This window comes from Catenuloplanes niger, from assembly GCF_031458255.1.
Taxonomy (GTDB): domain Bacteria; phylum Actinomycetota; class Actinomycetes; order Mycobacteriales; family Micromonosporaceae; genus Catenuloplanes; species Catenuloplanes niger.
In genome coordinates, this window is sequence record NZ_JAVDYC010000001.1 from 7,883,462 (window position 1) to 7,901,331 (window position 17,870).

The window sequence follows — 17,870 nt, forward strand, 5'->3', positions numbered from 1 at the left end:
CGCACCCGGATCATGCCGCCCCACGATGTGCTCGGTCTGCTACGTCGTGCCGCGTGCGGCCCCGCACGGGCGATCGGGTGGCGCCCGGGCCACGCCGTACCGGCCCGTCGATACCGCCCTCAGCCGGTCAGGCGGTCGGCGGCGGCGGTGAGGAGCGGGCGGACGGCGTCGGCCTCGGCGCGGAGCGCGGTGACGGCCGCGGGTGCCGGCGGGCGGCCGGCGCGGATCTCGTCCTCGACCGCGCCGGCGAGCAGGGCGAGGCCGTCGGCGCCGATGTTGGACGCGGAGCCGCGCAGCGCGTGGGCGGCGGTGCGGGCCTCGGCCGGGTCGTCCGCGGCCAGCGTGAACTCCAGGTGGTCCAGCATGGCCGGGACCTTGCGGAGGAAGTTCTCGATCAGCCGCACCATCAGCGCGCGTTCGGCGGGCGACGGGTCCGGGCCGGCGATGTCCAGCAGCCGCTCGTCCAGGGCGGCGGCGCGGGCGTCGGTCATGACGGCTGCCGCCGGCCGTCCGGCGCGGTGGGTGCGCCGATCTGAGCGCGCGCGGGGTCGTCGCGCGGCACCCCGGGGCGTTCGGCCATGCGTGCCCCATCGGATCGGCGCGCGCCCGGATTAGGAATCCCGGCTCATCGCCACGCGCGGCCACCGGTCGAGCCCGCGGGCGGCCTCGGCGGCGCGGATCGCGGCCAGGCCGGGCGTCAGCGCCCGCGCCGGTACGACCGTGAAACCGAGCCGCTCGTAGTAGGGCGCGTTCCACGGCACGTCGGCGAACGTGGTGAGCGTGGTCCGCCGGGCTCCCCAGGACCGTCCCCAGGCCGCGCACCGGTCGATGAGCGCGGCGCCGATCCGCTGCCCGGCGTGGTCCGGGTGTACGGTGACCTGCTCGACGTGCGCGGCGCCGTCGACCCGTGCGGCCAGCAGATAGCCGGCCGGCACGGCGTCGCGGAGCGCCACCCAGGCCCGCCCGTCACGCTGGTAGCGGGCCAGTTCGTCCGGGCCGGGCGGCGCGTCGGCCGCGATTTCCCACATGTTCACAGCTGTGAACGCGGCCCCCGCGGCGACCTCGATCGGCGGCAGGAACGGCAGGTCGGACGCGGTGGCGAGGCGGATCGAGAGCGGCACGGCGGCAGACTAGCGACCGGAACGGGACTGCGTACATCGAATACTCCCGCCTAGGCTGTCGCTCGGCACAGTGTCCAGCGTCTATGGGAGGCGTCGTGAACGTACGCACAACCCTGCGCAGAACCGCACCGTCGCTCCTCGTGGTGGCCCTCGCCGTGACGGTCGGGGCGCCCGCTCCGGCCCAGGCCGAGGCGCCCGTTGCGGCTCGGGCCGAGGCACCCGATCGGGCGAAGCTGAAGGGCCTGACCGCGACCGGGGCGAACCCGTACCTGTCGTTCGGCGCTCCGGACGCGCCCGGTGCCCGCGGCGCGGCGCCCGGCATGACGTTCGGCCTCGACGGCCGGCTGACCACCACGCGGATCGCCGCCTGGCAGCGCGCGGCGGCCACCGGCGCGGAGGCGGCGGCCACCCGCTCGGGCGGCGGCGCCGGCTCGTCCTACGCCGAGCGCGAACCGGCCACGGTGCGCGGCCGCAACGACACCCGGCCGGAGTTCATCCGCGGCGTCGGCTCGGGCCGGCACGAGTCCGGCTCGTTCACCGTCACCGGCACGCTCGCGTCCGAGGCGCCGGTGGCCGAGCCGCTGGCCCCGCCGGCCGAGGACGACGGCGCGATCCCGCTGGCCACCGAGACCGGCATCTCCGCGGCGCGGCGCGCGGTCACCACCAGCGGCACGATCGGCGACGGCCCGCACGGCTCGGCCGGGACCGGCACCGGTGACTTCGACTTCTACGAGCTGACCGGCCGCGCCGGCGAGGTGGTCACGGTGGACGTGGACACCCCGGGCGCGGTGCTGGACAGCTTCGCGGCGCTGTACGCGGCGGACGGCACGCTGCTCGGCGGCAACGACGACCAGGCGCCGCCGGCGGACTGGAGCAGCCGGTTCTCGATCGAGCTGCCCGCGGACGGGACGTACTACGTGGCGATCGGCGGCTGGACCGGGCCGCTGCTGCCGGCCGACCCGAACGACCCGGCCAGTGGGCCCGGCGCCGGCTCGGAGGGGCCGTACACGGTGCTGTTGCAGGTCGCGGCGGAGGACCACGACTCGTTCGCGGTCGACCTGGACAAGGGTGACGTGCTCGGGCTGAACGTGTCCGGTGGCGCGGCCCGGCTGGAGATCTACGACCCGAGCGGCACGCAGGTGTTCGGTTCGGTCGTGGACCTGTCGTTCATCGTGCCGCCGTCGTCGCCGCTGCCGAAGGGCGGCAACGCGGTCGCGGACCACATCGCGGCGGTGTCCGGCCGGCACCGGATCGTGATCGAGCGCGGCGCCGGGGCGTACACGGCGAACGCCGTGATCTCCCGCCCGGCGGCGGAGTCCGAGCCGCGGGGCACGAAGCAGACGCTGCTGATCGACACGAACGGCGCCACGATCGACCCGGCCATCTTCGACGCGGGCGCGACGCCGGGGGAGCGGCCGGTGACCGGCCTTCCCGCGTTCCTGCCGAACTGGGGGCTGACCGAGGCGGACCTGCCGCGGCTGCTCGACGTGGTCAAGCGCACGGTGAACGCGCAGCTGAACCAGGCCCGCCGGGACGCGCGGGTGGACGAGCTGGCGGTGCGCGTGGTGACGGACGCGGACGGCCCGGAGACCTGGGGCAGCCCGGACACCAGCCGGGTGATCATCGGCGGCACGATCGAGGAGCTGGAGATCCCCACGGTCGGGATCGCGCAGTCGATCGACCCGGGCAACTTCGCCCGGGAGGAGACCGCGATCGTGCTGCTGGACCTGCTCAGCGGCCCGGCCGGCGACCCGGTCTCGCTGAACACGTACCTCACGCCGGCCAGTGACCGGGTCGCGTTCGTCGGCCGGGTGCTGGGCACGCTGATCAGCCACGAGGCCGGGCACTACCTGGGCAACTGGCACCTGACCAGCGTCGACGACCAGCTGAACATCATGGACGAGGGCGGCGCCGACCCGGCGTTCTTCTTCGGCGTCGGCCCGGACAACGTCGGGGGCACCGCGGACGATGTCTTCGCCCGCTTCGGCCCCGGCCCGCTCAGCACGTTCGAGGGCTTCGACGGCACCGAGAACACCGCGGTGCGTACGGCCTGGGCGTTGGTCAAGCCCGGGCGGTGAAAGACCGCGCGGGGGTACGGGTTGCCGCCCGTACCCCCGCTGCGGTCAGCCCTTGACCGTCAGCAGCGGCCGTAGCTCCACCACCGGGGACGCGACGCCCGCGCCGCGCAGGCTGTCGACCACCGGTGCCACGTCCTTGTAGGCCCAGGGCGCCTCCTGCTTCAGGTCGCGGCGCCACGCGTCGATGATGTCTCGCCGCGCCAGCACCGCCGGGTCGCGGTGGTCGAGCGGCGTGACCACCCGGAAGTCGCGCAGGAACGCGTCGAGGTCCGCGTCGCTGCCCCGGGCCGCGGCGCCACGCGGCACCCGGCGGCCGGCTCCGTGGGCGGCGCTGCCGAGCGCACGTGGTTCGCCGAGCCCGCGCAGCAGATAGCTGGGCGCGCCCATCGAGCCCGGCACGATCACCGGTTCGCCCCACAACCGGTCCGGGTCGCCGGTGGGGCCGCCGGCCGGCGTGGCGCCCTTGCGGTGCAGCACGGTGCCGTCCGCGGCCGGGCGGAGCAGGTTGTGCGGCGCGTCGTAGATCAGCCGGGCGCCGACCTCACCGGCGACGTCGGCCAGCCCGGCGCGCAGCATCATGGCGAGGAAGAACCGGTTGCCGATCGCGAAGTTCGCCGCGTTCGCGAACGCGGTCAGGTAACGCGCCGGGTCGAGCAGCGGCAGGATCCCGTTGCGCGGCATCGGCACGCCGCGCGGCCAGGCGGCCCGTGCCGCGTCCCGGCCGATGGCGCCGGCCTGGTGGCCGAGCGACAGCGAGCCGCTGTGCACCATCAGCACCACCCGGCCCGGCGCGAGACCCCACGCGTGCGCGGCCGCCCCGTCGTGCACGGCGGAGACGTACTGGAGTTCCGCGAAGTGGTTCCCGCCGCCGACGCTGCCGATGATGCTGTCGTAGCTGACGCCGCCGCCACTGGAGATCCAGTCCTCGAACCCGGCCGCGGACGCCACCGGGAACCCGGTCGCGTGCAGCCGCCCGTCGAGCCCGGTCGTGTCGTCCGGCCGGACCTGCGCCCACGCCCCGCCGGGCGAGTCGGGAACGCCGTCGCCGAGGAGCCCGGGCAGCCCGTACCGCAGCAGTCCCGCGCGCTGTCCGGCGGTCAGGCCGATGCGCCGCCCGCCCTCGAAGAACAGGTGCCGCAGACGGCGTTCCAGCGCGTCCAGGTGCGGGCGGACCCGGTCGACGGTCAGCGCGGTCGCCTCGACGCGCATGCCGCAGTTGATGTCGTTGCCGACGGCCTGCGGCAGGAGCGCGCCGGCGGTCTGGATCACGGTGCCGATCGGGATGCCGGCGCCCTTGTGGAAGTCCGGTGTGCAGACCACCCGCTCGATCCGCGGTGCGGTCCCGGCGCCTGCCGTGGTCAGCGCGCGCAGCGTGCCGGCGGTCTCCAGCACGGTGAGCAGCTCGTCCACGGCCGCGGTCTCCAGCGGCACGTCGGGGCCGGCGCAGATCTCCACCGGCACGTCGTACGGGTTGGGCAGCGAGAGCCAGTTGTCGTCGAGCCGGACCAGTCGGGGGTCCGGCCGATGCACGAGGGGCATCGAGAAACCTTTCGCAGAACTGCTGACACGTGGGTACGGGGCATCGGCGCACGATGTCGGCCGTGCGCCGGTGCGTGGTGGTGCCTGACGGTTCAGCAGCCGCGAGGTCTTACGACCAGCATAGGAAAGGTGATCAAGTGATTTGTGACGCGGAAGCCGGGCCTCGGCTCCCGCGTCGAGCACGACGTCAGTTGGCGGGCCAGGAGAACTCGGCGACCCGGGAGGCGGCGATGGTGACCGTGCCGGCCTGCTCGGACTCGCCGCGCCAGACCGCGTAGCGGCCGGCCGGGAGGCTGGGGTAGACCGCGCAGTAGAGCTTGCCGTGGTTGATCAGGCGCTCGCGGACGGCCACGTGGGTGCGGGCCGCGGTGAGCGTGTCCAGCGGGCTGATCTCGATCTCCAGTCCCTGCTGCTCCGGTCCGGTGTAGATGACCAGCGCGCCGGTGTCCCGGCCGATGTCCAGCATGACGCTGCCGGTCTCGGAGGTGCCGTAGTTGTGGTGGTGGTGCGTGTGCATGGCGAGCGCTCCTCAGGACGGGTTGTTGAAGCCGTCGTACGGCAGACCGAGGTAGGGGAAGTGGCCGAGGAACCCGGCGGTGACGTCGGCCGCGGTGATGCCCTGCTCCAGCAGCGCGGTCGCCTCGTCCGGCGTGAAGTCCTTGTCGATCAGCGGGAACGTGGCGCCCGCGACCGCCCGCAGCGCGATGCCGACCACGTCGTCCTCGGGGCGGCGACCGTTCGGCCAGCCGGCCGCGTCGCCGGCGACCAGGCCGAACGCGTTCGGCTCCGCGGCCGGCGGGATCGCGGTGTTGAGGCGCAGCAGGTCGGCCTGGGTCTCGCCGGTGAAGTTCTGGAAGCCGTCGATGATGCCCTCCGGGATGCCGGTGAGCAGGATCGCGAGCAGGTCCGCCCGGTCGGTCTTGTCCGCGACCAGCTTCTCCAGGTTCGGGAAGACGTCCGGGTAGAGCACCGGCAGCAGCGTCGCCAGTTCGGGCCGGGCCACGAACTCGGCGAACCGCTTGTCCTCCTTCGGCTCCAGCGCGTTGAACTGGTCCTTCTGCGCCATCGGCACGATGACCTCGTTGAACAGCGGGTTGCCGAGCCGGGAGACCTGCACGGTCGGGCCGAGGTCCAGGTCGTTGCCCTTGTTGCCGTGCAGCACCCGGACCTGGCGGCGGCTGGCCGTGGTCCACACGCCGATCGTCGCCTCGGCGTCGGTGTACTCGTACTTCTTGCCGCCCTTGGTCACCGACGTGATCGGCAGCTGCAGCGCGATGCTGTGCACGTTCGTCTTGTCGAGCGTGTTCACGCCGTCGCCGGCCGCGTCGAAGATGTTCTTGCCGGTCACGTGCAGGTTCTGGAACGGCCGCAGCGTGCCCAGGTCGAAGATCGCGCCGAGGTCGACGAAGAAGCCGTCCGCGCGCTGCCCGGCGAAGACGCGTGCGCCGCCCTCGAGCTTGTAGACCGCGTCCTTGGCGAGCTTGGCGTAGTCCGGCGTGGACGACGGGCCGATGTTGCACGGCGGGCACGGGATGTCCTTGCCCAGCACGGTGGCCTTGCCGTGCATGTCGACGCAGGTGACCGTGTAGAACTGCTGGCGGTTCCAGTCCGGGTCGTCCAGCGACTCGATCGGCCCGGTGTTGTAGAGGAACGTCTTGTCGTTGTTGATGACGGTCCGGAACCGGAACTGATAGGTGAGGTCCGCCTGCGCGTCACCGTTGTTGTCGATGTGAATCTCGTAGAGCACGTCGTCGCCGAACTCGAAGAAGTTCGGTCCGCCGGACGGGACCTGGAGCGGCAGATAGTTCGCGATGATCGTCACGGTGTCCGGCTTGTCCGGGCTGACGAACGCGTAAAGGTCGGTGCTGTCGGCGACCGGGTCCTTCGAGATCTCGGGGGCCTCGCGGTGCGAAGACATGCTGGTTACCTCTTCGAGTCGGGAGAAGGGCGAGGGAAGGGAGAGCTACTGCTTTTTCTTGGCCGCGTTGACCAGGTCGGACGCGAGACCCTTGTCCTTGACCTCGATCACCCGCTCGCCGACGAAGATGCTGAGCAGTCCTTCGCGCGCATTGACCACCTGGACGACGATCGCGTCGTCGGACTCGGCGCCGTTCCCCTGCGCGGCGGCGAATCCGGCCACGGCGGCCGTACCGATTCCGACCGTCGCGGTGCCGGCACCGATGAGCACCTTGCGGCGCGACACCGCGGGCCGCGAGCTGTTTCGAAACATCGTCATTCCTTCTTTCCGCCGCCGCCTTCCGGAAAGGAGCGGCGGTGTGTCGGGTGATTCAGCGAGGCGCCCATGAGTACGCGACCGGGAGCCGCGATGGTTCGACCGGTTTTCGGCGTGATCCACATACGCACAGCTCACGCACAGTTTGTGACCTATGTCACGTGTAATTGCGGGTGAACGGACCCATCCACGCCGCCCGCGGCTCCGGATGTCCCTGTGTGGAAGTCTCTGCCCGGGTGCCGGAACGGCCCGGGAATCCACCCGCCGGACGAGAGGAACTCCGGTCTACCCGCGCCGGGGGCGGCATGGCAAGGTAACCGGGGTGGAGCAGTTTGTAGTCAGCCGGTGTGCGTGTTGCGGGTACCGAACCGGGGGCGGTACGTGCCCGGTGTGTTTCTGGACCGAGGACGGATCGAGCGACCGGGACGCGAAGGTCGCCAAGGGTGGTCCGAACGGAGATCTCAGCCTCGACGAGGCACGACTCAACTTCGCGATCTACGGCGCGAGTCACCGTCGGTACCTGGACGTGGTGCGCAAACCGCGCGAGGACGAGATGCCGTGAACGACCGGCCTCACGTGGCGGCCACAGTGGACGTGAGGTCGCGTTCACCGGAGCTTGTCGCCCCCGAAACCCCCGCGATATAGGTCACCGTCGAAGATTCTGGGATGGCCGCGCCCCCGCGCCCCCGCTTCTACGACCTCTGCACCGCCGACGGTACGGCGTACCACCGGATCGCCCGCATGCCCGAGGCCGGACTCGTCACGTCCACGGTCGTGCAGACGTGCGTGCGCTACGCCGAGCCGGACCGCTGCCGGTTCTGCGCGATCGAGGAGCCGTTGCGGGAGCCGGACGGCACGCTGCCGGTCAAGCGGCCCGCGCAGCTCGCCGAGGTGATGCGGGCGGCCGTGCGGCTGGACGGCGTCCGCCGGGTGTCGCTGACCACCGGCACCGGGCCCGGGCCGGACCGGGGCGCGCGGTACCTGGCCCGGTGCGTGCGCGCGATCCGCGCCGCGATCGGCCCGGCCGTGCCCGTGCAGGTCACCTGCGAACCCCCGGCCGACCTGGCCGCGCTCGGGCTGCTGCGGGCGGCCGGCGTCACCGCGATCGGCATGAACGTGGAGACGCTCGACGACCGGCTGCGCCGCCGGTGGCTGCCCGGCAAGGCCCGGATCCCGCTCGCCCAGTACGAGGCCGCGTGGGAGCACGCCGTGCGGGTGTTCGGCCGCGACCACGTCTCCACCTGCCTGCTGATCGGGCTCGGCGAACGCCCGGAGGACCTGATCGACGGCGCCCGGCGGCTGGTCGCGCGCGGCATCCACCCGTTCGTCGTGCCGCTGCGGCCCCTGCCCGGCACGCTCGCGCACCGCGACGGCCGGACCGGGCCGCCGCCCGAGCGGGTCGCGATGATCACCGCGGCCGTGGACGCGCTGCTGGCCGCGCACGGGCTGGCCGGTGGCGCGGGCATGCCCCGCCGCGCGGCCGCGATCGGTTGAGCGGGCGCACCGCGCACCGGCCCGGCCGGTCCCGCACCCGGCGCGCCGGGCCGGGCCGGACCTCAGCGTGCGCGCAGGTGGTCGAGCACCAGCGGGTCGATCCGCGCCGGGACCAGGCGCTCCTCCAGGTTCTCGATCCCGGCCCAGCTCGCCAGCGCGTCGTCCAGCGTGGTGGTGACCGGGTGGCCGAGCTCCGTCAGCCGCGCCGTCACCTCGGCGGCCAGGTCGCCGGTGAGGTCCAGCAGGGTGGCCGGGTCCGGCTTCTCGAACAGCATGGTGTGGATGCCGAGCAGCCGGAACAGTTCCGTCACCGGGTCCGGGTGATCGTCGGCGCGCAGGTCGACCAGGACGTCCCCGGTGCCGCCGTAACCGCCGCCCTTGCACACCACGTAGAGTCCCGCGCTCTGCCGGCCGCGCCGGTCACCGCCGGCCCGGTCGCCCGCGGCCAGCGCGCGCAGCAGCCGTTCGGCGAATCGCCCGGCCGCGGCCGCGGGGTCGAGCCAGGCGTCCCGCACCGCCTCCAGCACCCGCGGGCCGGCCAGGATGTTGCCCTGGATCGCGTAGCCGTCGCCGGTCAGGTGCCCGGCCCAGTCGTGGCAGGCCGCACCGGTGAACGCGGCGCCGTCGCCGGCCGGGCCGACCACGCCCACCTGCCGATGGTCCCGCTCACCGTCGCCGGAGACCAGCGCCGCCACCGTCTCCGCCGCGGAACGGCCCTCCCGCAGCAGGTCCAGGCCCCGCGGCCGGTATGACAGGTTCAGATGCGCCTGCGTCGCCACCGCGCCCAGCGAGGCCTCCGCGGCCGGCACCAGCGCGCCCGCCGCCAGGAACTTGCTCGCCACCGCCACACCGTGCAGTCGCCCGTCGGCCGACCGCCCCACGATCGAGAACGTCACCGCGCGAACCTACCCCCGGTTTGTGCGTTCCCGCGACGGGTAAGCCGCGGTCAGGCGCCCGCCGAACCGGAAGGGAAACACATGACGTTGCGCGCGATCGTTCTCGGCTGCTCGCTCAAGTCCTCCGACGAACCGTCCAGCTCGGAGCTGCTCGGCCGCGAGGTGCTCACCGCGCTCGCGGACCACGACGTGGACGGCGAGTTCGTCCGCGTCGCCGACCACGACGTCAAGTTCGGCGTCACCACGGACGAGGGCGACGGCGACGCGTGGCCCGCGATCCGCGCGAAGATCATGGACGCGCAGATCCTGGTCATCGCCACGCCGATCTGGCTGGGCCAGCCGTCCAGCGTCTGCAAGATGGTCCTGGAGCGCCTCGACGCGGAGCTGTCCGAGACCGACGAACAGGGCCGCATGCGTACGTTCGGCAAGGTCGCGGCCGTGGCCGTGGTCGGCAACGAGGACGGTGCCCACCACGTGGTCGCGGAGGTGCTGCAGGCGCTCAACGACGTCGGCTTCACCGCGGCCGCGGCCGGCTCGACCTACTGGGTGGGCGAGGCGATGGGCGGCGTGGACTACCGGGACGCCGGGCCGAAGCCGGACACCACCGGCAGCGCCACCAAGACGCTCGCGGCCAACACCGCGCACCTGGCCCACCTGCTGGCGAAGGAGCCGTACCCTCCGGCAGGCTGAGATCGCGGGGCGTAACCTGGCCCGGTGCTGAGCGATCTTGCGGAACGGCGCGGTCTCCTGCGGCTGCTGCTGCCGCTCGGGGTCATCTGCGTCGCGGCCGGGCTGTCCGGTGCGGTGTTCTCGCCGCTGCTGTCGCTGTTCCTCAGCACCGACGTCGCGGCCGGCCCGGCCCAGATCACGCTGTTCCTGGTCGCGTCGCCGCTGGCGGCGGTGGCCGTGTCCACGGTCGCCGGCCGGCTCTCCGACCGGTACCCGATCCGGCGCGCGCTGCTGGTCGCCACCGGCGTGGCCGGCGTCACGGGCATGGTCGCGGCCGCGTACGTCCGGGACTTCTGGGTGCTGCTCGCGCTCGCGGTCACGGTCACCGCGTTCGCGCAGACCACGTTCCCGCAGTCGTTCGCGTACGCGCGGCAGGCGCTCGCGCGCGTCGACGCCGGCCGGTCCGCGATGGCGATCAGCACGCTGCGCATGCTCTACTCCGCGGCCTGGGTCGGTGGCCCGCCGATCGCGGCCGTGGTGCAGTCCGCCGGCGGTTTCCGGTACGTCTACCTGCTCGCGGCCGCCGCGTTCGCGGTCGCCGTGCTGGTCGCGCTCGCCTGGCTGGCCGAGCCGCCACCGGTCCCGGCCGCGGTGCCGCAGCACGCCGGCGGCCCGCAGCACGCCGGCGGCCCGCCGCCGCCCGCCGGACCGGACGCGTTGCCGCCCACCGGGCCGGCCGGCTCGTTCCCGCAACGGCCGAACGCGCCCGGCTGGGTGCTGGCCGTGACGGTCGCCGGGTTCACGCTGCTGCAGACGCCGCTCACGCTCGGCATCCAGGCGCTGCCGCTGTTCGTCACCCAGGACCTGGGCGGCGAGACCAGCGCGTCCGGTCTGATCCTCGGGCTGTGCGCGGCGCTGGAGATCCCGCTGATGCTCGGCTCCGGCGCGCTCGCCACCCGGCTGCCGCTGCGCGGGCTGATCCTCGGCGGCGCGGTGCTCGGCACCGCCTACTACGGGCTCGCCGGGCTGGCCACCGAGGTGTGGATGCTGCTGGCCGGGCAGCTGCTCAACGCCGGCTACATCGCGGCGGTCACCGGGCTGGGCATCTCCTACGTCCAGGACATGCTGCCGCGTGAGCCGGGCCGGGCGACCACGCTGTACAGCAACACCTACACGATCGGTGCGATGCTGGCCGGCCCGCTGTTCGGCGTCGCGCAGACGCTCGGCATCCGCTGGGCGTACCCGTTCGCCGCCGTCCTCTGCGCCGCCGGCCTGGTGCTGCTCCTGATCACCCGCCGCGCCTACCCGCGGTGACCGGTCACCGCGGGCTCTCCGCCAGGTCGATCAGGGTGTCGATGCCGGCCAGGGACATCACGCGGCGCAGGCGTGGGCTCGGGTGCAGCGTCAGCGGCACGCCGGCGGCACCGGCCGCGCGCCACGCCGCGATCAGCGCGGCCAGCCCGCGCGAGTCACAGAACGAGACCTCGGCACCGTCGATCAGCAGGTGCCGGGGTGCGGTCGCGACCGCGTCCAGCAGCGCGCGTTGCAGCGCCGGCGCGGTCGCGCCGTCGATCTCGCCGCCCACATGGACGGTCAGGCCACCGTCCGGGCGGTCGTCGCGTCGCAGCATCAGGTCCGTCATCTCTACCCTCGGTCGTCTCCCCGGCCCGGCGGTGTCCAGTCCAGGCAGACCGCGACCGCGTCGTCGATCGACTCGCCGCCGATGAACGCGCGGAGGTCGCCGATCACCGAGCGGACCGCGGCGAGCGGGGACAGCGCGCCGCTGCGGGCCAGGAACCGGTCCAGCAGGCTGTCGCCGTACCGGGTGCCGCGCGCGGTGGCCTCCACGATCCCGTCGCTGACCACGAACAGCCGGTCGCCGGGCTCCAGCGTGAACGTCTGCGTGGTGTACATCGTGCCGTCGAACATGCCGAGCGGGTCCTGGGCCTCCAGCGTGACCGCGCTGATCTCGCCGTCGCGCAGCCGCAGCAGCCGCGGTGAGCCCGCGTCGACCGCGGTGACCACGCCGGTGTTCAGGTCCAGGTCCAGCAGCAGTGCGTCTATGTGCTGCGCACCCCGGTGGTAGGAGTAGATCGCCTGGTCCGCGAGCGTGGCCTGGTCCGCCACGTCCAGCCCGGCCCGGCGCGCGTTGCGCAGCGCGTTCATCGCCAGGCAGGTCAGGGTGGCCGCGGCCACCCCCTCGCCGTGCCCGTTTATCACCACGACCTGCAGCCGGTCCGGGTCGTCCGACCAGTCGAACGTGTCGCCGCGCACCGCGTACGCCGGCTCCAGCTGCCCGGCCAGCGCGAACGCGGGCCCGGTGCGGCCCCGACCGGGAAGCAGCCCCCACTGCATCTCGGCCGCGAGCGTGAGCCGTTTCGTACGCGCGGCCACCGCGTACCGGTCGGTGCCCTCGCGCGCCGCGACCAGCGCGTGACCGAGCAGGTCCGCGACCTCGGCCAGCTCCGCGCGCAGGTGCGGGTCGTCCGGCGTGGGCGTGACCCGGATGACGCCGAGCCGGTCACCGCGGACCGAGACGGGCAGCCACAGCGCCGCGCCGTCCACCACCTCGGCCAGGTGGTCGAAGGCGCGCCAGGCCGGTGCGCCGGGGTGGGTGACGGCCGGGCCGCCGTCCAGCGGCACCAGCTCGCTGAGCCGGTAGTCGATCTGGAACAGGTCCAGCGCGGCGATCGCGTACTGCTTCGTCAGGTATTCCGACAGGTGTTCCACGATCTGGTGGGCCGGTGCCGACATCAGCGTCCGCTGGGCGCCGATCAGACGATCGTGCATCGTGCCTCCCGCGGGCGAACGAGGATAGTCTTGCCTGCACCATGGCTTCCGACGGTGATCCGGACGTCGCCGCCGCCGCCGTCGACGCGGCGGCGGACGGGCTGCTGACCGCGTTCGACGACGACCTGCCCCAGTCGCTGTCCGCGTCGCAGTTGCGCGCGGTGCTGACGCTGGAGTCGCTGCCCGCCGGGGTCAACCTGCGGGGCCTCGCCGACCGCCTCGGTGTGGTGCTCTCCTCCGCCAGCCGGCTCAGCGACCGGCTGGTCGCGGCCGGGCTGCTGGACCGCCGGCAGTCCGACGCGGACCGGCGTGAGGTGCTGGTGCGCCTGTCGCCGTCCGGCCGCCGGTTCCTGGCCGAGATGCGGGCCCGGCGGCGGGAGCGGCTGGCCAGGGTGCTGGCCCGGATGACGCCCGACGACCGCGCGGCGCTGCGCCGCGGCCTCGAGGCGTTCCGTGAGGCCGCTGACTAGAGCGGCCCGGTGTTCGCGCACGAATCATCCCCTCCCGCGCAGAAAGATACTTGCTGGACGGCAACTATTCAACGCCGGGCGGCGTGGCGTGGCTTTTGTGCAACAACCCTCGGGTAAAAGGTGCATATCGGGCGGAGCAACGGGGGTTCTCCAATGGTGACAGTCGGTGGGCGGCGGCTGCTGCTCAAAGCGGCCGCGGGCGGCCTGGTCGGGGCCGCGCTGCCGGCCGGGACCGCGGGGGCGGCCGTGCCGTGGGTGCAGGCGGCCCGGTTCCTGGACGCGATGACGGACGCGTACGACCCGGCCGGCCCGCGGCTGCCGCAGTCCTACTCCGACCAGGTCGGACTGATGGGTACGGCCTTCACCTACGACGCGGCGCTGACGATCCTCGCGTACCTCGCGCTCGGCGACGTCAAACGCGCCGTTTCGATCGGCGACGGGCTGCTGCACGCGCGCACCCACGACCCGGAGTGGGGGACCGGCCCGCTGCGCCAGGCGTACGCGGTCGCGCCCTACCGGCGCGGTGACCGCTCCTGGACGCACCGGTTCACCGCGCCGGACGGCACCGTCGACGCGGGCGGCCCGTTCCGGTTCACCGCCGCGTTCACCGGCGACCAGGCCTGGGCCGGGCTCGCGCTGCTGGCCCTGCACCGGCGCACCCGGGACCGGCGCTGTCTCGACGCCGCGACCGCGCTGGCCGGGTGGGTACGCGACGAGGCCCGCTCGGCCGGCCGGCTCGGCGGCTACACGCTCGGCCGGAACCGGCAGGGCACGCCGATCACCGCGCAGTCCACCGTCCACAACGCGGACCTCTACACGCTCTTCTCCCGGCTGGGCTGGAAGGCGGAGCAGGACCGCGCCCGGCGCTTCGTCGAACGGGCCTGGATCGTCGGCGAGGAGGAGTGCTGCTTCTCGGCCGGCTCGCCGGACGGTGACACGCTCGACGACGGCGCCCGCACGCTCGAGGCGCAGACCCATCCGTGGCTGGCGCTGCGCGACGAGCGGCACCGCGGCGCGCTGGCCTTCGTCGACCGCCGGCTGCGCGTCATCGACACGCCGGACGCGCCGAACAGCGAGCTGACCGGCCGGCAGCGCTACCGCGGGATCACGGTCAGCACGCTCAGCCCGGCGTCCGACCCGGCCCGGCCGATCGAGGAGGGACTGCCGCGGCCCGACCCGCAGGCGGTCTGGTTCGAGGGCACCGCGCAGTACGCGGTGGCGCTGCGCGCGGCCGGTGAGCCGCGCGACGCGCTGCGCGAACGCGACCCGGTCACCGACGCGCAGGCCGAGCTGGGCCGCGGGCAGACCGTCGGCGGCCGGCCGCTGCCGGAGAAGGCCGGCGTGGTGGCCGCGTCCAGCCCGCTGCACGTGGGCTTCGCCGACTCCGGCTACTACCCGAGCCGGCACCTGGCCGCGACCGCCTGGTACGTCCTGGCGATCAAGGGAGTGAACCCGCTGTCCTGACCGGCCCCTCAGTCGTTGAGGGAACAGGACGACGACGGGGGTACGCATGAGAGCAGCCGTGGTGCTCGCGCTGGCTGTCACGATCGGCACGGCCGGGCCCGCCCGCGCGGACGCCGGGACCGACCAGCTCGAGGTGTGGACCGGCACGGTCACGGCGGTCCAGGCCGACCGCATGCGCGCGGCCGGCCTGGAGGTGACGGGCCCGGGCGCGGTCGAGGCGGTGCTGACCCGGCGGCAGGCCGACCGGCTCGCCGCGCGGGGCGTCCGGCTCACGCCCCGGACCGTGCGCGGCGAGCGGGCCTCGGACGCGCTGCGCGCCCAGGCGCGGGCCGGGTGGACCGCGTACCGCTCGTACAGCGAGCCGGGCGGGCTCCGGGACGAGCTGACCGCGACCGCGGCCCGCTTCCCGGACCTGACGAAGGTCGAGACGATCGGCCGTACCGTGCGGGGCAAGCCGATCCTTGCGGTGAAGGTCACCGCGGGCGCGCGCCGCGTGCCGGACGGGAAACGGCCGGCCGTGCTCTACGCGGGCGCCCAGCACGCCCGGGAGTGGATCACGCCGGAGATGATCCGGCGGCTCTACCACCACGTGCTCGACGGCTACGGCACCGATCCGGAGATCACCCGGCTGCTGGACACGACCGAGCTGTGGTTCCTGCCGGTCGCGAACCCGGACGGCTACGACCACACGTTCACCGAGGGCAACCGGCTCTGGCGCAAGAACCTGCGGGACAACGACGGCGACGGCCGGATCGGGCCCGGCGACGGCGTGGACCTCAACCGCAACTTCGGCTACCGCTGGGGGTACGACGACGAGGGCTCGTCCGGTGACCCGGCCGCGGAGACGTACCGGGGGACCGCGGCCGGCTCCGAGCCGGAGACGCGCGCGCTGGACGGACTGTTCGCGCGGGTCGGGTTCGAGTTCTTCGTCAACTACCACTCGGCCGCGCAACTGCTGCTCTACGGCGTCGGCTGGCAGGTCGCCACGCCCTCGCCGGACGACGTGATCCATCAGGCGCTGGCCGGCGACGACGCGCACCCGGCCGTGCCCGGCTACGACCCGGACCTGTCCGCGGAGCTCTACACCACGAACGGCGACACCGACACGCACGCGGCCGAGCGCCACGGCACGCTCGGGTTCACGCCGGAGATGTCCACCTGCGCGGTCGCGGCCGACTCCGTACCCGACGACCGGTGGCGGGCCGAGGACTGCGCGAGCGACTTCATCTTCCCGGACGACGAGAAGCTGATCTCGGCGGAGGTCGCGAAGAACGTGCCGTTCGCGCTGGCGGTCGCCGCGTCCGCGAAGGACCCGTCGCTGACGCACACCACGCCGGACTTCGTCGCCGACCCGTTCGCGGTCTCCTACGGCACCGACCAGCCGGTCGCCACGATCGCCCGGCGCGCGTTGCGGCACGTCCGGCTGCACTACCGGATCAACGGGGGTACGCCGGCGGCCGCGCCCGTCCGGCGGTGGACCGGCGGCGAACGCTACGGCACGGACGGCACCCGCTACTTCGCGGAGCTGCGCGGCACCGTGCCCGGCCAGCGGCCCGGCGACCGGGTCGAGGTGTGGTTCAGCGGCGAGAAGGACGGCGTGACGGTCACCGGCGGGCGGTTCGGCTACACCGTCGCCGACGACATCGGCGGTGACGTGCTCGTGCTCGCGGCCGAGGACGTCACCGGCAGCAGCCCGGAGCAGGCCGGCACGTCCGCCCGCCACGTCGCGGCGCACACCGGGTCACTCGGCCGGGCCGGCTTCGACACCGACGTCTACGACGTCGACGCGCGTGGCCGGACCGCGCCGCACCACCTCGGCGTGCTGTCCCACTACCGGGCCGTGGTCTGGGAGACCGGCGACGACGTGATCCCGCGGGACCGGGGCCAGCCGAACGGCACCACCACCCGCGCCGCGGCCGCGACCGAGCTGGCGGTCCGCGACTACCTCAACGAGGGCGGCCGGCTGCTGGCCGGCGGGCAGCACGCGTTCTACCCGCAGTCGCTCAACGGCGGCCTGGTCCACCACCAGACCGGGCCGGGGGAGTGCACCGACGCCGCGTCGGCCGCGTGCGTCGGGCTGTCCAACGACTTCCTGCAGTACTGGCTGGGCGTGCACACCTACGCCGGCGGCGTGCAGCGGCACCCGCTGTCCGGCACCGGCGGCGCGTTCCGCGGCTGGACCGGCACGCTCGACGACACCCAGCGGCACACCGCCACGTTCCTGAGCACGCCCGGCTCCTCGCACGTGCCGGTCGCGTGGGAGCGGCGAGGCGCCGCGCCGTTCGGCCCGGCCACCGGCGAGCGCTACGTGTGGAGCGGCCGGCGCGACGCGGCCTACCAGCGCCTCAGCCACCGCGTGACGGTGCCGGCCGGCAAGCACGCGTCGCTGCGGTTCGCCACGTCGTACGACATCGAGAAGAACTGGGACTTCCTGGTCGTCGAGGCGCGGCGGGCCGGGACCGACGAGTGGACCACGCTGCCCGAGGCCGGTGGCCGGACCGGCACCGCGCCCGGCGAGAGCTGCCCGGTCGACCTGCACCCGGCGCTGAGCCGCTACCTGACCAAGGACGGCGCCACGTGCGCCTCGACCGGACGCTGGAACGCGGCGACCGGTGCGTCCGGCGGCTGGCAGCGGTGGAGCGTGGACCTGTCCGGATACGCCGGGTCCGAGGTCGAGGTGGCCGTCACGTACGTCACCGACTGGGCCACCACCGGCCTCGGCGTCTTCGTCGACGACGCCACCGTCGTCGACGACGCCACCGTCGTCGTCGACGGCACCGCGGTGTCGGCCACGTCGTTCGAGGACGGCCTCGGCGGCTGGACCGCGCCGGCCGGCTGGACCGCCACGACGCGGGTGTTCGAGGACGGCGCGGTGATCACCACGCCGGACACGGTGCTGCTCGGTTTCGGCCTGGAGGGGCTGGCCCCGGCCGCGCGCGACGACCTGGTCCGGCGCGCCATGACCCACCTGAAGATCAAGCCCAAGACCCGTTCGGGGGTACGGTGACCGCGCACACCTTAGAACTTTGTCGGCATTCTGGCTGTTTTCCGCGGCATCGGTAGCCGGTCCGGGTGCAGTTGGTTGTCATTCAGTTACCCATCTACCACTCAGCGTG

The 17,870-nt window shown here is 73.7% G+C and carries 17 protein-coding genes; 8 read left to right on the forward strand and 9 right to left on the reverse strand.

Features of this window, described 5'->3' with window-relative positions; translation table 11 throughout:
- Positions 1-119: 119 nt before the first annotated feature.
- Together J2S44_RS34580 and J2S44_RS34585 are read right to left on the reverse strand one after the other, a co-directional pair.
- Positions 120-491, reverse strand: coding sequence for an Hpt domain-containing protein (locus J2S44_RS34580; RefSeq protein WP_310422797.1), 372 nt, complete (start codon positions 489-491; stop codon positions 120-122).
- Positions 492-611: 120 nt separating this feature from the next.
- A complete protein-coding gene (locus J2S44_RS34585; protein WP_310422800.1) occupies positions 612-1,121 on the reverse strand; it encodes a GNAT family N-acetyltransferase in 510 nt (169 codons plus the stop codon).
- A 95-nt stretch (positions 1,122-1,216) separates the two neighbouring features.
- Here J2S44_RS34585 and J2S44_RS34590 point away from each other — a divergent pair, with 95 nt between their 5' ends.
- Positions 1,217-3,199 carry a PPC domain-containing protein gene (locus J2S44_RS34590; protein WP_310422803.1) on the forward strand — a complete coding sequence of 661 codons (1,983 nt, stop codon included), beginning with the start codon at positions 1,217-1,219 and terminating at the stop codon, positions 3,197-3,199.
- Positions 3,200-3,244: 45 nt separating this feature from the next.
- Here the strand turns inward: J2S44_RS34590 and J2S44_RS34595 are convergent, their stop codons facing one another.
- From J2S44_RS34595 to J2S44_RS34610, 4 genes are all read right to left on the reverse strand, one after another.
- A complete protein-coding gene (locus J2S44_RS34595) occupies positions 3,245-4,738 on the reverse strand; it encodes an RtcB family protein (protein WP_310422806.1) in 1,494 nt (497 codons plus the stop codon).
- Positions 4,739-4,925: 187 nt separating this feature from the next.
- On the reverse strand, positions 4,926-5,255 hold the full coding sequence (locus tag J2S44_RS34600; protein WP_310422809.1) for a phospholipase: 330 nt from the start codon (positions 5,253-5,255) through the stop codon (positions 4,926-4,928).
- A gap of 12 nt (positions 5,256-5,267) precedes the next feature.
- Positions 5,268-6,656 (reverse strand): DUF4331 domain-containing protein, encoded by a 1,389-nt coding sequence (locus J2S44_RS34605; protein ID WP_310422811.1) that lies wholly within the window; start codon positions 6,654-6,656, stop codon positions 5,268-5,270.
- A 45-nt stretch (positions 6,657-6,701) separates the two neighbouring features.
- Positions 6,702-6,968, reverse strand: coding sequence for a hypothetical protein (locus J2S44_RS34610; protein WP_310422814.1), 267 nt, complete (start codon positions 6,966-6,968; stop codon positions 6,702-6,704).
- Between the two features lie 211 nt (positions 6,969-7,179).
- On the opposite strand from J2S44_RS34610, the gene J2S44_RS34615 reads away from it, so the two are divergent.
- Together J2S44_RS34615 and J2S44_RS34620 are read left to right on the forward strand one after the other, a co-directional pair.
- Positions 7,180-7,533: a CPCC family cysteine-rich protein gene (locus J2S44_RS34615; RefSeq protein WP_310422816.1), complete on the forward strand. Its 354-nt coding sequence runs from the start codon at positions 7,180-7,182 to the stop codon at positions 7,531-7,533.
- 104 nt (positions 7,534-7,637) lie between these two features.
- Positions 7,638-8,465 (forward strand): MSMEG_0568 family radical SAM protein, encoded by an 828-nt coding sequence (locus J2S44_RS34620; protein WP_310422819.1) that lies wholly within the window; start codon positions 7,638-7,640, stop codon positions 8,463-8,465.
- 62 nt (positions 8,466-8,527) lie between these two features.
- Here J2S44_RS34620 and J2S44_RS34625 read toward each other — a convergent pair whose 3' ends face one another.
- The gene (locus J2S44_RS34625; protein WP_310422822.1) at positions 8,528-9,361 is read right to left on the reverse strand and encodes a DUF1028 domain-containing protein; all 834 of its coding nucleotides are present in this window, start codon (positions 9,359-9,361) and stop codon (positions 8,528-8,530) included.
- An 81-nt stretch (positions 9,362-9,442) separates the two neighbouring features.
- On the opposite strand from J2S44_RS34625, the gene J2S44_RS34630 reads away from it, so the two are divergent.
- Together J2S44_RS34630 and J2S44_RS34635 are read left to right on the forward strand one after the other, a co-directional pair.
- The gene (locus J2S44_RS34630; protein WP_310422825.1) at positions 9,443-10,051 is read left to right on the forward strand and encodes a flavodoxin family protein; all 609 of its coding nucleotides are present in this window, start codon (positions 9,443-9,445) and stop codon (positions 10,049-10,051) included.
- A gap of 24 nt (positions 10,052-10,075) precedes the next feature.
- Entirely contained in the window at positions 10,076-11,344 is a 1,269-nt protein-coding gene (locus J2S44_RS34635; protein WP_310422826.1) for a sugar efflux transporter, read from the forward strand.
- A 4-nt stretch (positions 11,345-11,348) separates the two neighbouring features.
- On the opposite strand, the gene J2S44_RS34640 is transcribed toward J2S44_RS34635, so the two are convergent.
- A complete protein-coding gene (locus J2S44_RS34640; protein ID WP_310422830.1) occupies positions 11,349-11,672 on the reverse strand; it encodes an STAS domain-containing protein in 324 nt (107 codons plus the stop codon).
- Between the two features lie 2 nt (positions 11,673-11,674).
- Entirely contained in the window at positions 11,675-12,820 is a 1,146-nt protein-coding gene (locus tag J2S44_RS34645; RefSeq protein WP_310422833.1) for a PP2C family protein-serine/threonine phosphatase, read from the reverse strand.
- 41 nt (positions 12,821-12,861) lie between these two features.
- Here J2S44_RS34645 and J2S44_RS34650 point away from each other — a divergent pair, with 41 nt between their 5' ends.
- The 3 genes from J2S44_RS34650 to J2S44_RS34660 all read left to right on the forward strand — a co-directional run bounded on the left by J2S44_RS34650 (position 12,862) and on the right by J2S44_RS34660 (position 17,761).
- Entirely contained in the window at positions 12,862-13,290 is a 429-nt protein-coding gene (locus J2S44_RS34650; protein WP_310422836.1) for a MarR family transcriptional regulator, read from the forward strand.
- Positions 13,291-13,443: 153 nt separating this feature from the next.
- Entirely contained in the window at positions 13,444-14,754 is a 1,311-nt protein-coding gene (locus J2S44_RS34655) for a hypothetical protein (RefSeq protein ID WP_310422839.1), read from the forward strand.
- Positions 14,755-14,800: 46 nt separating this feature from the next.
- Complete coding sequence (locus J2S44_RS34660; protein ID WP_310422842.1) at positions 14,801-17,761, forward strand: M14 family metallopeptidase; 2,961 nt, start codon at positions 14,801-14,803, stop codon at positions 17,759-17,761.
- Positions 17,762-17,870 lie beyond the last annotated feature (109 nt).

Coding starts and splice junctions, on each gene's coding strand:
- J2S44_RS34595 (WP_310422806.1), bottom strand. CDS start 4,738: ATGCCCCTCGTGCATCGGCCGGACCCCCGACTGGTCCGGCTCGACGAC.
- J2S44_RS34645 (WP_310422833.1), bottom strand. CDS start 12,820: ATGCACGATCGTCTGATCGGCGCCCAGCGGACGCTGATGTCGGCACCG.
- J2S44_RS34605 (WP_310422811.1), bottom strand. CDS start 6,656: ATGTCTTCGCACCGCGAGGCCCCCGAGATCTCGAAGGACCCGGTCGCC.
- J2S44_RS34600 (WP_310422809.1), bottom strand. CDS start 5,255: ATGCACACGCACCACCACCACAACTACGGCACCTCCGAGACCGGCAGC.
- J2S44_RS34580 (WP_310422797.1), bottom strand. CDS start 491: ATGACCGACGCCCGCGCCGCCGCCCTGGACGAGCGGCTGCTGGACATC.
- J2S44_RS34640 (WP_310422830.1), bottom strand. CDS start 11,672: ATGACGGACCTGATGCTGCGACGCGACGACCGCCCGGACGGTGGCCTG.
- J2S44_RS34655 (WP_310422839.1), top strand. CDS start 13,444: ATGGTGACAGTCGGTGGGCGGCGGCTGCTGCTCAAAGCGGCCGCGGGC.
- J2S44_RS34615 (WP_310422816.1), top strand. CDS start 7,180: ATGTCCCTGTGTGGAAGTCTCTGCCCGGGTGCCGGAACGGCCCGGGAA.
- J2S44_RS34610 (WP_310422814.1), bottom strand. CDS start 6,968: ATGTTTCGAAACAGCTCGCGGCCCGCGGTGTCGCGCCGCAAGGTGCTC.
- J2S44_RS34620 (WP_310422819.1), top strand. CDS start 7,638: ATGGCCGCGCCCCCGCGCCCCCGCTTCTACGACCTCTGCACCGCCGAC.
- J2S44_RS34650 (WP_310422836.1), top strand. CDS start 12,862: ATGGCTTCCGACGGTGATCCGGACGTCGCCGCCGCCGCCGTCGACGCG.
- J2S44_RS34660 (WP_310422842.1), top strand. CDS start 14,801: ATGAGAGCAGCCGTGGTGCTCGCGCTGGCTGTCACGATCGGCACGGCC.
- J2S44_RS34630 (WP_310422825.1), top strand. CDS start 9,443: ATGACGTTGCGCGCGATCGTTCTCGGCTGCTCGCTCAAGTCCTCCGAC.